Origin of the sequence: Bacillus sp. BS3(2021), assembly GCF_021043345.1 — a bacterium.
In the GTDB taxonomy this organism is placed as follows: Bacteria; Bacillota; Bacilli; order Bacillales; family Bacillaceae; genus Bacillus; species Bacillus paralicheniformis.
The window spans coordinates 42,106-57,090 of the sequence record NZ_JAJNDM010000011.1 but is presented as its reverse complement, the minus strand read 5'-3'; the positions used below and the strand labels follow the sequence as shown (position 1 = coordinate 57,090).

The following is a 14,985-nucleotide window of genomic DNA, read 5'->3' as shown; positions in this document are numbered from 1 at the left end:
TAGTAATCTAGTTCTTTTACACAAATGCCAAAATCGCTCTCAGCCCTACATAGGACAACACAACAAAGACTCCCATTGTCACAAACGTGGCGATTCGCTGTGAGCGAGGAGAAACGGTGATTCCCCAAGTGACAGCAAACGACCATAAACCGTTTGAAAAGTGGAAGATTGTTGAGAGGACACCTACAATGTAAAAGCCGAGCATGATCGGGGAGCTCAAAATATCAGCCATCATGTCAAAGTTTACTTCTGCCCCCATTTGGGCGGCAATCCGTGTTTGCCACACGTGCCAGCTGACAAAAATCAAGGTAACGATTCCTGTAATCCGCTGCAGAACGAACATCCAGTTTCTAAAAAAGCCGAATCTGTTCGCATTATTTTTTGCTGTAAAAGCTATGTATACTCCATAAACAGCATGATAAATCAGCGGAAGGAAAATCACGAAGATTTCCAAGACGTACCTGAACGGCAGGTTTTCCATAAAGTGAGCGGCGTTATTAAACGCCTCCTCTCCGCTTGCCGCAAAATGGTTGACAACCAAATGCTGGATTAAAAATATGCCTACCGGTATGACGCCAAGTAAAGAATGCAGTCTTCGATAAACAAACTCTCTGTTCCCGGCCATTGCTTTACCCCCTAGTTGAAAAGTGCAGTAAAAATGAAAGGTTTCCTATCCCCCGTCCTGTTTCAAATATCGCACTTTGTTAAGTTTTTATGACAATTTCATTTTACTCCTATGAGAAATAGGCGTCAAGAAAACGCGTACATAAATTGAAATTTTCTAAAATTTAATCATATTTTAGAAAATTTTATTTTATCAAAATATAAATATATCAGATTTTTTTCTTCCTAATTGCATGTCCCCGCTGTAATCTTTCACCCCATTTAAGCTATAATAAACGGAGAAAAGAGGGGAGACATTGGATATGAACAAATATGAAGCAAACTTAGCGCAATTAAAAGAGCTGGAAGTCTCCGCATATGGCTATGAGTTGATCAGGGAAGTGCTGCTTCCCGATATGCTGGGACAAGACTACGCAGATATGATGTACTGGGCGGGAAAAAAGCTCGCCCGCAAGTTCCCGCTTGAATCCAGGGAGGATCTTCCCGCTTTCTTTCTGGATGCAGGCTGGGGAACGCTTACGATCGCCCATTCAAAAAAACAGGAGCTTGAGTTTGAGCTCGAAGGCCCGCTGGTCTCAAACCGCCTCAAATATCAAAAGGAACCCTGCTTTCAGCTAGAAGCCGGATTTATCGCCGAGCAAATCCAGCTGATGAACGAACAAATTGCCGAATCGTATGAACAAGTGAAAAAAAGAGCCGGAAAAGTTGTATTGACCGTCAAATGGGATATGAAAGATCCGGCATGATGCTCGAAAGGCTGCTGTTGATTTTCAGCAGCTTTTTTACAATAAAACCCAAATGGACACACATTCTTAAACCTTCTGCTGAGAATATCGGCAAATCACACATCCACTGCTTATTTTTATCGTCAATGATCACTTAAGTTAGAAACGGTTATGCTTAAAAATTAATCTTCAAACACCGATTTTACTAAGTTACTTTTTGAAAGCCACAGTGCAGAAGGAAGGGCAGATAGAATACCCAGTAACGGACTTATTAATAATATGATGAAAATTATCACATAAGGTATTTCGAGGTTCTTTACATCTAAAGCTGATAATAGATTATACCCCAGTATAACGCTTGAAATTAAACCCATTATACAGCCAGCTAATGAAATAACAATTCCTTCATATAAAGCGAGTCGAACGATTTGCCACGGCTTTCCACCTATGGCTCTCATCATCGCAAACTCTTTTTTACTTTCCCTTAAATTGCTTGCCATACTATTCATTAAGCCAACAAGTGCAATTAAGGTGATGATTAACACGCTGCTTCCCAATAATACAATACGCTGTTTGTACTGTTGATAAAATTTATCCATTTCTTCTTTTCTATCATACAAAATAGCATCTTGATATTGTGGATTTTCCATCAGTTTCTCAATTTTGGCCTTTATATGGCCTTTTTCACTTTGGTCCTTAATATTAAAAAATATTTGTTCTGTTTTTTGAAGATGAAATAACTCTTTTAACGTAGTCTCATTAGTAAAGAATCTTAAATCTTCATCAGGTAAAATAGGCACTTCGTCAACCACACCGACAATGCGTAATGTAAATGGCTTCTTGCCAGAAACTTCACTTAATTCATCTGGTTCCAATGTGACTGTATCTCCGACTCGAAACCCGATGTCCTCAGAGAATTGTTTCGTAATCACGGCCTCATCATCTTTAAGGTGATCAATTCGGCCTTTCACAATTTCAAAAGGGGCAGTGTTGCGTACTTTTTCCAAATCCAGGCCACCCACACTCGTTAAAACTTCTTTTTTTCCGTTTACGGTCATAAATTGCCCGTTCCAGTTTGAATCTACTTTTTTTATATCTAAATCCAAAGTATGTGTTAATATACTTGTTTGAACCGGGATTGTTTCAACTCCGTTCATATGATCAATTTGTTTTATAATTGAAGAAGAGAAACCTGGTTCATACGAGGCTTCTGTAGCCTGTATGACATAATCAAGCGGATATTGTTTTGATATTGTTTTTTCTGTTTGACTGACAACAGCTTGCAAAATCATATATCCAACGAATCCAACAATGACTGCTAACGTTAATACCCTGGCAATTTGCTGACTTCTTCTCATTCTTTTCAGAGCATTTCTTCCGGCAATCATGCTTTCCATTTGATAAAACGGCCTTAAGAGAAAAGTTAGTGCCGTTACAATGATCCTCAATACTGCAGGAGTCATCACAAACATAATGAGTACAAATGATACCCCTAACAGAATACTGAAGCTGCCGCTTCCTCCGCTTTTATGCACTGCAAATGTCATAGCTGCCAGCAATAGCAAAATCATGGTCAGGCCGATAATGGTTCCTTTTGATTCCGCTTTACTTTTACTGATTTTTTGGCTGTATGCAGCGATAGGAGAAAGCCTGCTAGTCGATAAAGCTGGTATTGTTGCTGCTAAGACAGTCAAAAGAATGCTTCCAAAAAACGAAATGATTATACTTTTTGCCGGGATTGATATTGATTGGATGGAATAGCCTATAAATTGTTCAGCAATATTTGTCAGGGCATAACATAGTACAGTACCTGTAACCGTTCCTATTAATGCAGCCATAGTCCCTATCAGAAAAGCTTCCCAGATGACCATATAAAACAATTGGGCAGGCTTTCCGCCTAAAAGTCTTAATGTTGCTAATTCCTTTTGTCTTTCTTGAACCGACATTTGCAAAGTGCTGACTACGATTAAAAGGCTTCCTAACAAGACTGTAATTGATAAACCGTTGACAATCGGTTTTAACCCGCCCAGTTGTTCTTTCTCTGTCGTCATCGCCTTTCGTTGATCAATGGATATGTCTGCAAAATGTTCCTTTAAATCCTCTATTACTTTTTGTTTATCAGCTGATTGATTTAATTTCAGCATGACTGCCGTTGCTTTATTTACATTATGAGTTTGTGCTGCGAGCCAATCATAATCAAAAATGACGATATTATTTAATTGCTCGCTTTCATTTAAAATACCAGATACTCGTACCTTTACGTCGTCCCCTGGAGGAAAAGGGAAACTAATTTCAGAATCAATATCCAAGCCCTTAGCTTTTGCATATCGAGCAGGGATTACCACTTCCTGAGCTTTCGGAAATCCACCTTTACCGATGGAAACCAGCGGGTGCTCCATAGCCAATTGGTGATGTTTAAAGCCTATATAAACAGGCTGAGATGCAACAGCAGCCGGCATATCTTCACTTGCATACGGAAATAACATCGGGGTTATTTGATCTACATCTGGAAATCCCTCTATCTTTTGCAAATCTTTCGCACTCAATTTTTTGGTTGATCCGTTATAACCTGAAACCAAATCAAAATCTCCGTATTTTTCCAACACAGATTTTTCGTTTGATTGTTCTAAAGTTGTCATCATGATTTGCGAAATAATGAGCAGCATAACCCCAAGACTAATACCGATCACAGCAAATATAGACCTGGCTCTTCTTGCTTTCAAAAATCGCCAAGCCAATTGAGCAGTTAATTTCATGCGTATACATCCTCTAATCTTTTAGTGATATGGCTTAAATTTACTTTAGGAGTCGCAGTGAGCTGAATATCTCCCGCCAATTCCCCGTCCTTCATAAATATAATCCGATGTGCATGTGAAGCCACATTTGCATCATGCGTCACCATGATAAGCGATTGTTTTTTCGTATCGCAAAAGTGGCGGAGAATTGTCAAAATGGCATCACCAGTTTTTGTATCAAGACTTCCGGTTGGTTCATCTGCTAATACGATACTGGGTTCCATAATAAGCGCTCTTGCAATTGCAACCCGCTGCTGCTGTCCCCCTGACATCTGGGACGGATAAGAAGAAGCGAGTCTTCCAATCCCTAATAATTGCAGCAAATCATTTGCCTTTTTATTTACCGATTTATCTTTCTTTCCAGCTAGGAGTATAGGAAGCGTTATATTCTCCTCCGCCGTTAGAACAGGAATCAAATTAAACATTTGGAAAATAAAACCGATATTATCTCTTCTGAGTTGTGTAATTTGAGCCTCATTGCAATGAGATAAATGAATACCGTCTAGTGTGACTTCTCCTGAAGTTGGTTTATCTAGCCCTGACAGCATATTTAATAACGTAGACTTTCCCGAGCCGCTAGGACCCATAATGGCTGTAAATTCACCTTTTTTTATATCCAAATCAATATTTCTCAATGCAAAAAATTGATGTGCTCCCTCTCCATATGACTTTGATAACTTTTTAGTTTGCAGGACTGAAGCTCTCATGTTTTTCACCTCTTTTTATAGTTCAGTTTCATTTTAAATAGCTAAACTCAATAGGGCGTTAATAAAATATCAATAAAATATCAAGATTTATTCACACATATTCCGCAATTACCAAAAAAACGTCATAATGTTATTCAGAAGCAAAACAGAAAGGAATGGCGATAATGAAAGAAACCATTTTAGTCGTCGATGATGATGCAGAAATTATTGAACTGATGAAAGACTTTCTGGAGATCGAGAATTACAATGTTCTAACAGCATTTAATGGAGAACAAGCCCTCTCCATTGTCAACAAACAAGAGGTCGACTGTATCTTACTAGATGTAATGATGCCGGGGGAATCAGGCTTTTCGATATGCAAGAAGCTGAGAGACATAAAGGATGTCCCTATCTTATTTTTAAGCGCCAAAGAGGATCCAACCGATAAAATCAGGGGATTAAGTGTCGGGGGTGATGATTATATTGTAAAAACGGCAACACCAGGTGAGATTGTAGCCAGAATCAAAGCAGTGAGACGGCGCTCCGGACAGCAAAAACCCGGACACTCATTCAACGGCCTTACAATTGATTACTTATCCCGAGAAGTACATATACACGGAAGAAAAGTTTCCCTCACCTCAAAGGAATTTGACTTATTATCTCTACTTAGCAGACATCCCCATCAAGTATTTACACACGATCAAATTATCCAATTTATATGGGGGGAGCATTATAGTGATCCGCATACAGTAAGGGTATTCGTCGCGAGAATCAGGGAAAAAATTGAAGAAACCCCCTCTCGGCCGCGCTGGATCCTAACTGTCTGGGGAGTCGGATACAAATTTGTGGAGGGGGCATAAACATGTTAAAGGGGCATAAAAAAAGACTGACAATAAAAAAATGGCTGTTTCTCTTTATGATTGCATTTATTTTGCTCCCCATTCTTACTACAAAAATGGCCGTCCATTTTTATAATGAATCAAAAACAAATTCTATTGAAATAGAAGATATAATGCCTTGGCTGGAACAAAACATTCTAAATCAGCCGGAAAATTGGAACAAAAAAGAGTGGCAAAAACAAATACATCATAAAACTGATGAGCTTCATATAGGGATACGCTTGCTAAACAAAGATCAAAAAGTCTTATTTTCAACAGTAGAAAAACCAGATAATCATCAGATTACAAAAATAGAGCAAACAGCAGATTACTCAGTTGGGAATACAAACTATCTTCTTGAAGAATATTATGTATATCAGAACAAAAAACTCGCAGGCATTTTATATGTTCAAGATAAAAGGCCTGCACTCCATGCTTTCAATGGTCCAGAAAACAGTTTTCTAGAACAGTATGGAGGCTTATTCATCGCATTATTTGTTTTCCTAATGCTTTTGGCGACAGCTGCATGGTTTATGAATAAACAAGTATTAATTCCGTTGACTGCACTGGAGAAAACATCACAGCTCATTTCAAAGCAGGATTTCAATTTTTCTCTTCCTTCTTCACGTGTTACAGAAATTCATGAAGTATCAAACGGATTTAAGTCCATGCAGCTGCAGCTAAAGAAATCATTAGCCAAACAACAATCACTTGAAAACGAAAGAAAACTGTTTATTGCTTCTATCGTGCATGATTTACGAACACCAATATTTACAATCCGGGGATATCTAGAAATTATAGAAAAGCAATTACACCAAGCCCCTGAAAAAGTAAAGAAATATATTGTGACATGCAGAAATAAAGCGGATATGCTGAATCATTTAGTGTCAGACCTATTCTCGTACACGAAGCTAGAACTTTACAAAGAAAAACCAAGTGTAGAGTTTGTAAACCTAAACCGCTTACTTGACGATTACCTGAACGATTACTCAGCAATATTAGAAGAAAAGGGAATTCATCTCATAAAATCAATTCCTGAAGGTGATACATATGTTTATGCAGATCCCGAGCTTTTTTCCAGAGCTTTTTACAACATAATAGACAATGCCATAAGATTTTCTTTTAAAAACAGCGACATCTACGTTTCACTGTTCGAAGAGAAAAAATACGCTGTTATTGCCATTCGGGATAAAGGAAAGGGACTGCACGAGTCCGAGTTAGACCAGATATTTACGCCGCTTTACAGAGGAGAAACCTCTCGCAATCGAAAAACAGGAGGAGCCGGATTGGGCTTAGCCATAAGCAAGGAGATTTTAGAAGTGCATGGAGGTAAAATCACTGCAGAAAACCATAACAAACAAGGTGCCGTTTTTAAATTATATTTGCCATTACCTAATGGATCATGATTAATCATCATACTTTTTTTGATCGCTTGTTTTAGATGATATAGAAAAAGCAATAAAGAAATCGCTCATCATACAATAAAAGCACATAGCTTGAATATGAAAAAAGGACCCATACATCAAGTAGAAACCAAAACAGCCAACCAATAGCTGAAAAGTAACATTTTATTTTTCGGCCTATTATTTATATCAAAAAGGAATAAAATTTGGCCTCTGGCTGATTCGGTATTACAAACATCGCAACCGTATTGGGCTATGTTTAATCAAATTTATTTCGCACAAAGTGTCATAGGCGGGGACCGCGGATATATTTTACGAAGAAAAAGGATGCAGCACCGTAAAATCGCTCTGTGTTATTATCAATCGTCTCCCGACTACTGGAGCCATTCCACAACAAACAATGGATAAAAGCTTATCAGAGCGGAAAACAGCGATATGATTGAGCTCCCTAAGGAAAAATATTCATCTTCATTTTCGCGGATTTCCCGCCTTATTCGACTTTGCATTAGCCCTTACTAACTCTGATTACATACCATTCTCCTCCTGCTAGCAAATTGCAGGATGTTTAATTCGCAGCTATGCTTATTTTCGACAGTTCAAAAGCATCATGCAGCGCTTCAACAGCTTTCACCATATCGCCTTCGTTGACGACAGTCGAAACTTTGATTTCGGATGTGCTGACCATTTTGACCTGGATGTTTTTTTCCGCCAGCACAGCGAACATTTCCGCTGCTACTCCCGGGTTGGAGATCATGCCTGAACCGACGATCGAGACTTTGGCCAGCCTGTTTTCCGTTTCAATCTGTTCATAGTCGAGCGCGTCTTTGTATTCTTCGAGAACTTCGACCGTCCGTTTTAAGTCTTCCGTTTTCACGGAGAAAGAAATCGACGTTTGGCTTGTGCTTGTCACCGATTGAATGATGATGTCAACGTTGATGTTCTGTTTAGCGAGCGTTGTAAAAATCGTTGACAGCGTCGTCAAGCCGCTCGCCAGGCCGCATACAGTCACACGTGTGATCTGATCTTCAAATGCAATGCCTCTTACGATTAAATTCTGTTCCATTGATGATTCCTCCTCGATTAATGTGCCCGCTTCTTTCTCGGTGCTTGAACGGACTTCCAAAGGCACCTGATAGTTTTTCGCAAATTCAACAGCTCTCGGATGCAGGACGCCTGCTCCAAGATTGGCAAGCTCAAGCATTTCATCGTAGGAGATTCCGGCCAGCTTCCGCGCTGTTTTCACATAGCGGGGATCGGTTGTGAAAACCCCCGGTACATCGGTGTAAATGTCGCATTTATCGGCTTTCAGGGCAGCTGCGAGGGCAACGGCTGTCGTATCTGATCCGCCTCTGCCGAGCGTTGTGATTTCACCTTCCGCTGTCGTCCCCTGGAATCCGGCGACAACGGCGATTTTCCCTTCATTCAGACGCTCTTTCAGCTTGCCTGTATCAATGTTCGTAATTCTTGCGTTGCCGTGAATATTTTCGGTTTCGATGCCGGCCTGCCAGCCTGTATAGGAAACCGCATCATACCCCTTGTTCTGCAAAGCCATTGTCAACAGCGAAATTGTTACCTGTTCTCCTGTTGTCAGCAGCATATCCATTTCCCTGCTGCTCGGCTGTTCGGTAATTTCCTTAGCAAGCGCGACGAGGGAATCCGTCGATTTGCCCATCGCTGAAACGACGACGACAACATCATGACCGCGCTGTTTTTCTTCGATGACACGGTTTGCGACATTCAATATTTTTTCCACTGATCCTACTGAAGTTCCGCCAAATTTTTGGACGATGAGACCCATCAAATACCACCCTTTTTGTTTTCGTTCGTGCTTGTTTATGTATGAAGAGGAAAACTTGACCGGCGGGCTGTACGTTTTTTCGTACAAAAAAAGCAATGAGAGAAATTCCCTCATTGCTTTAACCAACAAAAATGCCGATGATTTTAACAACGAGATAGCCCTCCAAGAAATGATTTCTTGACAGCCTTACATTTATTCAATGTAAAGCCAGCAGGAAAAACGAATGGATTTTTTCCCCGCTTCGGCGACGCTCCCCTTTCGGCTTTTTTCATCGGAATCCATCTTCCTCATCAAGCCTACTCTTGAAGTTCGCACCTCTATCTTCACCATATCACACGATCTTATTATGAAATTAGTACAAATTCTATCAGATTCTTTTTAAAAGTTCAACATTATTTTTTCAAAGCCTCTTCAATCAGCTGCGCCGTCTTCAGGGGGATGCCGAGCTTGCGGATATCTTCGGCGCTCGCTTCCTTCATTTTCTTAACGGAACCGAAATGTTTTAACAGCAGTTTTTTCCGCTGTTCGCCGACGCCCGGTATGCCGTCGAGCACCGATTGAAATGCGCTTTTTCCCCTGAGCTGCCTGTGGAAGCTGATCGCAAACCTGTGCACTTCATCCTGAATGCGCTGAAGCAGGTAAAATTCCTGGCTGTTCCGCTCAAGCTGGACGATCTCAAGGGGGTCGCCGATCAAAAGGTTGGAAGTTCTGTGTTTATCATCTTTCACCAGACCGGCAACAGGGACATCGAGCCCCAATTCATTTTCCAAAACGTCAAGGGCGGCAGACACCTGGCCTTTTCCGCCGTCGATCAATACTAAATCAGGCAGCGGCAGATTCTCTTTCAGCACCCTTGTATATCTTCTTCTGATGACTTCGCGCATTGACCCGTAGTCGTCAGGGCCTTCAACCGTCTTAATCTTATATTTGCGGTACTCTTTTTTATGCGGTTTTCCGTCGAGAAAGACGACCATCGCCGAAACGGGGTCCGTTCCTTGAATATTTGAATTATCAAACGCTTCAATTCGGTACGGCGTGTAGATGCCCAGTGCTTTGCCGAGCTTTTCAATCGCGCCGATCGTCCGCTCTTCGTCCCGTTCAATGAGCGAAAACTTCTCTTTCAAAGCGAGCTTTGCATTTTTATGGGCAAGGAGCAGCAGGTCTTTCTTCGCTCCCCTTTTCGGCTGGCGCACGTTCACGTCCAAAAGCTCCTCAATCATGTCCTTATCGACGCTGTCTGGAACTAAAATTTCCCTTGGGAGGAAATGGTTGTTTTTCGAGTAAAATTGCCCGATGAACGTCAAAAACTCCTCGTCTGCTTCCCTGTATAAAGGAAACATGCTGACATCTCTTTCAATCAATTTGCCCTGCCTGATAAAGAAGACCTGGACGCACATCCAGCCCTTGTCATACGAATAGGCAAATACATCGCGGTCAACCATGTCATTCAGCATCATTTTCTGTTTTTCCATCGTTGACTCGATATGGGCCATTTGATCGCGGAATTCTTTCGCCCGTTCGAACTGCAGGTTTTCCGAGGCTTCGAGCATTTTTGCTTCAAGTTCTTTCTTGACTTCATTGTATCCGCCCTTTAAAAAGCGGGTGATTTCTTCTGTGAGCTGTCGGTTTGTCTCCTCAGACACATCATATACGCATGGCGCCAGACATTGTCCAAGATGATAGTACAAACAGACGCGGTCCGGCAGTTTGGCGCACTTTCTGAGCGGATAGAGGCGGTCCAGCAGCTTTTTTGTTTCCCTCGCAGCCTGGACATTGGGATACGGCCCGAAATAGCGGCCTTTGTCTTTTTTGACCTTCCTCGTGACAATCAGCTTCGGATGCCGCTCGTTCGTGATTTTAATAAACGGGTAGCTTTTATCATCTTTCAGCATCACGTTATATTTCGGGTCGTACTTTTTGATTAAATTCATTTCAAGAATGAGCGCTTCGATGTTCGAGGAGGTGACAATGTATTCAAAATCTTCAATTTCACTGACAAGACGCTGTGTTTTGGCATCATGGGACCCGCTGAAATAGGAGCGGACCCTGTTTTTTAAGATTTTCGCTTTCCCGACGTAGATGACGGTATCCTGCCTGTCTTTCATCAAGTAGCAGCCAGGCTGATCCGGGAGAAGGGCCAGCTTTTCTTTGATTTTTTTGTTCATCAAAAATCCTTCCTTGTTTCGGCGTTTTTTCTTCATTTCAGTTTACCACGACCGACCGTACGTTCGCTACAATTGGAGAAGGAAGATGGCGCGTTGTAAGAAAAAAGCGATCCCTTTGGAATCGCCTTTTTCACAGGTTTCTATTTTACAAATGTTTGTTGACCAGTTCTTCAAGGGCTTCTTTCGGTTTAAAGCCGACAGATGTTTCAACCACTTCGCCGTCTTTTAGTATGAGGAGAGTCGGGATGCTCATCACGCCGTATTTGCCGGCAGTTTCTTGGTTTTCGTCAACATCGATTTTTACGATTTTCAGTTTGTCTCCCATTTCTTGATCAAGCTCTTCAAGTACCGGCGCGATCATTTTGCAAGGTCCGCACCAAGGAGCCCAGAAGTCGGCAAGAACTACGCCTTCACTTGTTTCAGATGAGAATGTTTGATCAGTTGCTTTTACGATAGCCATTCTTTCATTCCTCCAATTGTGAAATTATGCTTTTTAGTATAGCATCTCCCTTTGGTTCACGCTAACATAATGCTTGATTATACATTTCCCTATCTGCGCAGTTTTACACATCGGGATTTTAGCCTTTCTAAAAATGTCCTTATTCCATGTTATTTTGCAAAAGGCGGAAATGTGCCTATGTAAAAAGCCGGCCATTTCAGGCCGGCTTTTGATCAAGTACTGACGCTCAGCTTTTTAAATTCCTCCGTGAGCAGCGGAACGATTTCAAATAAGTCGCCGACGATCCCGTAGTCGGCAATTTTAAAGATGTCAGCTTCCGGATCTTTGTTGATGGCAACGATGATTTTGCTGTTTGACATCCCTGCGAGGTGCTGAATCGCTCCTGAAATGCCGCAGGCGATATATAAGTCTGGAGTTACGACTTTGCCGGTCTGGCCGATTTGAAGCGAATAGTCGCAGTAGTCTGCGTCACAGGCTCCCCTTGAAGCGCCGACCGCGCCGCCCAGTACGTCGGCAAGCTCCTGCAGCGGTTTAAAGCCTTCCTCGCTTTTGACGCCGCGGCCGCCGGCTACGATGATTTTCGCTTCAGACAAATCGACGCCTTCGGACGTTTTTTTGACAATGTCCTTGATAACCGTTCTGATGTCCCGAATATCCGCTTCGATGCTTTCGACCGCTCCCGTTCGCGTCTCATCTTTGTCGAGCGGGGCGATATTATTCGGTCTGATCGTTGCAAAAATCGTTTCATCTTCGGAAATGATCCGCTCAAACGCTTTGCCTGAGTAGATCGGTCTTGTAAACACGATGTTGCCGCCGGCTACTTCGACGTTGACGGCATCTGATATCAGCCCTGTTCCCATACGGGCTGCAAGCTTCGGCGACAAGTCTTTGCCCATTGACGTATGGCCGAAAATTATCACGTCCGGACTTTCGCGCTCAATGATCGGCATAAAGGCTTGAACATAGCCGTCAGACGTATAGTTTTTCAAGAGCGGGTTTTCGGCTGTAAGCACTCTGTCAGCGCCGTAATGGATCAGTTGTGCCGCATTGCTTGAAACGCTTTCACCGAAGAGAACACCGATCACCTCTCCCCCTTCGGCAACCGTTTTTCCTGCAGCTATCGCTTCGAATGTCACATTTCTCAACGAACCGTCCCTGAACTCTCCCAATACGATAACTTTTTTGCTCATGTCCATTTCCCCCTGTATTTTAATGACCGTGTTTTTGCTCCCTTCGGCTTCAAACGACCTTTGCTTCGCTTCTCAGCAGTGATACAAGGTCTGCCGCCTGCTGTTCCGGCTCCCCTTCAAGGATTTTCCCGGCTTCTTTTTTCGGAGGCAGGAACCGTTCGATCGTTTTTGTTTTGGCGGCCACGTCTTCCTCGTCGATGTCCAGATCATCAAGTTCAAGCTCCTCAAGAGGCTTTTTCTTCGCCTTCATGATTCCCGGAAGTGACGGATAACGCGGTTCGTTCAACCCCTGCTGTGCAGTCGCTACGATTGGAAGCGACGTTTGGATCACTTCAAGGTCACCCTCGGCGTCGCGTTCCGCTTCAACATCTCCGCCGTTTACCATCAGCTTTGTAATCGTCGTGATACAAGGGATGCCGAGCAGCTCGGCCAAACGAGGCGCCACCTGTCCCGATCCCCCGTCGATCGCCACATTCCCGCCGAGTATCATGTCATACTCGCGGTCTTTCAAATAGTTGTATAGGATGGCTGACGCCGTATATTGGTCCGCTTCTTCCAGATCGTCTTCAATGTTGATCAAAACGGCTTTGTCGCACCCCATCGCCAGAGCCGTCCTGAGTTCTTTTTCAGCTTCTTCCTCGCCGACTGTGACAACCGTAATCTCACCGCCGTGCTTCTCCTTCAGCTGAAGCGCTTCTTCAATGGCGTACTCATCGTACGGGTTGATGATGAATTCCGCTCCATCCGTGCTGATTTCCCCTTGTTCAATCTGAATTTTCTCCTCTGTATCAAACGTGCGCTTCATTAAGACATAAATGTTCATGTTCTATTCATCCCCTTTGTTTTCACGTTTGTTATTTCCCTTTAAAATGCGGCTTCCGCTTTTCAAGAAATGCCTGAATCCCTTCCTTCGCATCCTCCGATTGGAACACTTCGCCGAAGTATTTTCCTTCCAGCTTGAGGCCGCCTTCATACGAATACACTTTGCTCGAATTCAGGAGTTCAATGACATAAGCCATCGTCTGCGGACTTTTTTCAGCGAATTTTCGCGCGAGCTCTTGTGCCTTTTGCAGCACTTCTTCTTCATTCGCCGCCAAAATCGTGACAAGGCCGTATTCAAAAGCTTCCTTGCCGGATATCGGCTCTGATGTCCCGATCATTTCAAGCGCTTTGGCGGTGCCCACATACTTCGGAAGGCGCTGCGTTCCCGCAAAGCCGGGAATGATTCCGAGATTCAGTTCGGGAAGGCCGAGCTTAGCGCTCTCCTCGGCAATGCGGATGTGGCATGCCATCGCAAGCTCCAGACCTCCTCCAAGAGCAGCTCCGTGAATCGCGGCGATCACGGGCTTTGGAAAAGATTCTACTTTTTCGAAAATCTGCTGGCCTTTATCAGCCAAATTTGCATAATCAGACCCGTCCATCAATGATGTAAACTCTTTAATGTCAGCGCCTGCCGAGAAAAATCTTCCTTCCCCGTGAATCACGACGCTTCTGACATCCTGACGTTCTGAAAGCTCCTCAAGACATGCGGAAAGGTCTTCAAGCACTTGCGTCGATAGCGCATTTGCCGGCGGGTGCTGAATCGTAATGGTTGCGATATAGTCGTCTACGGCGTATGTTAATGCTGCCATTTTATTTCTCCTCCTTCGTCTTTTGGCTGCCGAACCCATGGATCAGCAATTCATGAATGCTGTCTGCCAGCTTTGGCAGATCGTATTTTTGATCATTCATCACCCAGGTTGTAACCGTCTCATCCACCGTACCGAAAATCATCTGCTTCGCCAGGCGGACATCAAGCGTGCTCTTAAATTCTCCCGCTTCTTTTCCTTCGGTGATGATGTCTTCCAGGATCGTCAAGTACCCTTTGAGAATCTCATTGATTTTCAGCCTCAGCTCAAGATTCGACTGCCTCAGCTCAAGCTGGGTGACAATCGCGAGGTGGCGATCGCTGCTGAGCAGTTCAAAGTGCTTTTTGATGAACAGCGTGAGCTTTTCTGTCGCCGAATTTGTCACTTCCATTTCTTCGTTCATCTGCTCGATAAACTGTCCCATTTTCTCTTTGAATAGCGAGATGAGAATATCTTCTTTGTTTTTAAAATAAAGATAAATGGTGCCGTCCGCCACTCCGGCCTGCTTGGCGATTTTCGAAACCTGCGCCTGATGGTATCCGTTTTCTGCAATCACAATGACAGCTGCGTCGATAATCTGCATATACTTTGGTCTCTTTTGTTTCAATTGGCTTCGTTCCTTTCAAATTAATG

At 43.0% G+C, this 14,985-nt stretch carries 13 protein-coding genes and 1 riboswitch; of the genes, 3 read left to right on the top strand and 10 right to left on the bottom strand.

Annotated elements, in window-relative coordinates; all coding sequences use genetic code 11:
• Nucleotides 1–16 precede the first annotated feature (16 nt).
• The gene (locus LQ247_RS19955; protein ID WP_023855447.1) at nucleotides 17–625 is read right to left on the bottom strand and encodes a succinate dehydrogenase cytochrome b558 subunit; all 609 of its coding nucleotides are present in this window, start codon (nucleotides 623–625) and stop codon (nucleotides 17–19) included.
• 301 nt (nucleotides 626–926) lie between these two features.
• On the opposite strand from LQ247_RS19955, the gene LQ247_RS19950 reads away from it, so the two are divergent.
• On the top strand, nucleotides 927–1,370 hold the full coding sequence (locus tag LQ247_RS19950; protein WP_105981370.1) for a YslB family protein: 444 nt from the start codon (nucleotides 927–929) through the stop codon (nucleotides 1,368–1,370).
• 161 nt (nucleotides 1,371–1,531) lie between these two features.
• Here the strand turns inward: LQ247_RS19950 and LQ247_RS19945 are convergent, their stop codons facing one another.
• Together LQ247_RS19945 and LQ247_RS19940 are read right to left on the bottom strand one after the other, a co-directional pair.
• Nucleotides 1,532–4,105 carry an FtsX-like permease family protein gene (locus LQ247_RS19945; RefSeq protein ID WP_231006488.1) on the bottom strand — a complete coding sequence of 858 codons (2,574 nt, stop codon included), beginning with the start codon at nucleotides 4,103–4,105 and terminating at the stop codon, nucleotides 1,532–1,534.
• Complete coding sequence (locus LQ247_RS19940; RefSeq protein ID WP_231006487.1) at nucleotides 4,102–4,851, bottom strand: ABC transporter ATP-binding protein; 750 nt, start codon at nucleotides 4,849–4,851, stop codon at nucleotides 4,102–4,104. The genes LQ247_RS19945 and LQ247_RS19940 overlap by 4 nt, the downstream gene beginning before the upstream one ends.
• Before the next feature lie 164 nt (nucleotides 4,852–5,015).
• Here LQ247_RS19940 and LQ247_RS19935 point away from each other — a divergent pair, with 164 nt between their 5' ends.
• Together LQ247_RS19935 and LQ247_RS19930 are read left to right on the top strand one after the other, a co-directional pair.
• Nucleotides 5,016–5,690: a response regulator transcription factor gene (locus LQ247_RS19935; protein ID WP_105980114.1), complete on the top strand. Its 675-nt coding sequence runs from the start codon at nucleotides 5,016–5,018 to the stop codon at nucleotides 5,688–5,690.
• 2 nt (nucleotides 5,691–5,692) lie between these two features.
• Nucleotides 5,693–7,114: a sensor histidine kinase gene (locus tag LQ247_RS19930; RefSeq protein ID WP_105981130.1), complete on the top strand. Its 1,422-nt coding sequence runs from the start codon at nucleotides 5,693–5,695 to the stop codon at nucleotides 7,112–7,114.
• A gap of 562 nt (nucleotides 7,115–7,676) precedes the next feature.
• Here the strand turns inward: LQ247_RS19930 and LQ247_RS19925 are convergent.
• The 7 genes from LQ247_RS19925 to LQ247_RS19895 form a co-directional block, all read right to left on the bottom strand.
• Nucleotides 7,677–8,909, bottom strand: coding sequence for an aspartate kinase (locus tag LQ247_RS19925; RefSeq protein ID WP_231006536.1), 1,233 nt, complete (start codon nucleotides 8,907–8,909; stop codon nucleotides 7,677–7,679).
• 147 nt (nucleotides 8,910–9,056) lie between these two features.
• A riboswitch (Lysine riboswitch) is annotated at nucleotides 9,057–9,237 on the bottom strand.
• Nucleotides 9,238–9,301: 64 nt separating this feature from the next.
• Nucleotides 9,302–11,074, bottom strand: coding sequence for an excinuclease ABC subunit UvrC (uvrC, locus tag LQ247_RS19920; RefSeq protein WP_023855450.1), 1,773 nt, complete (start codon nucleotides 11,072–11,074; stop codon nucleotides 9,302–9,304).
• Between the two features lie 145 nt (nucleotides 11,075–11,219).
• Entirely contained in the window at nucleotides 11,220–11,534 is a 315-nt protein-coding gene (gene trxA / locus LQ247_RS19915; protein ID WP_020452497.1) for a thioredoxin, read from the bottom strand.
• A gap of 212 nt (nucleotides 11,535–11,746) precedes the next feature.
• Nucleotides 11,747–12,724: an electron transfer flavoprotein subunit alpha/FixB family protein gene (locus LQ247_RS19910; protein ID WP_020452498.1), complete on the bottom strand. Its 978-nt coding sequence runs from the start codon at nucleotides 12,722–12,724 to the stop codon at nucleotides 11,747–11,749.
• 49 nt (nucleotides 12,725–12,773) lie between these two features.
• Nucleotides 12,774–13,547, bottom strand: a complete 774-nt coding sequence (locus tag LQ247_RS19905; protein WP_026579113.1) for an electron transfer flavoprotein subunit beta/FixA family protein — start codon at nucleotides 13,545–13,547, stop codon at nucleotides 12,774–12,776.
• 31 nt (nucleotides 13,548–13,578) lie between these two features.
• Nucleotides 13,579–14,355: an enoyl-CoA hydratase gene (locus LQ247_RS19900; protein WP_020452500.1), complete on the bottom strand. Its 777-nt coding sequence runs from the start codon at nucleotides 14,353–14,355 to the stop codon at nucleotides 13,579–13,581.
• 1 nt (nucleotide 14,356) lies between these two features.
• Nucleotides 14,357–14,959, bottom strand: coding sequence for a TetR/AcrR family transcriptional regulator (locus LQ247_RS19895; RefSeq protein ID WP_020452501.1), 603 nt, complete (start codon nucleotides 14,957–14,959; stop codon nucleotides 14,357–14,359).
• Nucleotides 14,960–14,985: the final 26 nt, after the last annotated feature.

Coding starts and splice junctions, on each gene's coding strand:
- trxA (WP_020452497.1), bottom strand. CDS start 11,534: ATGGCTATCGTAAAAGCAACTGATCAAACATTCTCATCTGAAACAAGT.
- LQ247_RS19930 (WP_105981130.1), top strand. CDS start 5,693: ATGTTAAAGGGGCATAAAAAAAGACTGACAATAAAAAAATGGCTGTTT.
- uvrC (WP_023855450.1), bottom strand. CDS start 11,074: ATGAACAAAAAAATCAAAGAAAAGCTGGCCCTTCTCCCGGATCAGCCT.
- LQ247_RS19925 (WP_231006536.1), bottom strand. CDS start 8,909: ATGGGTCTCATCGTCCAAAAATTTGGCGGAACTTCAGTAGGATCAGTG.
- LQ247_RS19950 (WP_105981370.1), top strand. CDS start 927: ATGAACAAATATGAAGCAAACTTAGCGCAATTAAAAGAGCTGGAAGTC.
- LQ247_RS19955 (WP_023855447.1), bottom strand. CDS start 625: ATGGCCGGGAACAGAGAGTTTGTTTATCGAAGACTGCATTCTTTACTT.
- LQ247_RS19900 (WP_020452500.1), bottom strand. CDS start 14,355: ATGGCAGCATTAACATACGCCGTAGACGACTATATCGCAACCATTACG.
- LQ247_RS19910 (WP_020452498.1), bottom strand. CDS start 12,724: ATGAGCAAAAAAGTTATCGTATTGGGAGAGTTCAGGGACGGTTCGTTG.
- LQ247_RS19935 (WP_105980114.1), top strand. CDS start 5,016: ATGAAAGAAACCATTTTAGTCGTCGATGATGATGCAGAAATTATTGAA.
- LQ247_RS19905 (WP_026579113.1), bottom strand. CDS start 13,547: ATGAACATTTATGTCTTAATGAAGCGCACGTTTGATACAGAGGAGAAA.
- LQ247_RS19945 (WP_231006488.1), bottom strand. CDS start 4,105: ATGAAATTAACTGCTCAATTGGCTTGGCGATTTTTGAAAGCAAGAAGA.
- LQ247_RS19940 (WP_231006487.1), bottom strand. CDS start 4,851: ATGAGAGCTTCAGTCCTGCAAACTAAAAAGTTATCAAAGTCATATGGA.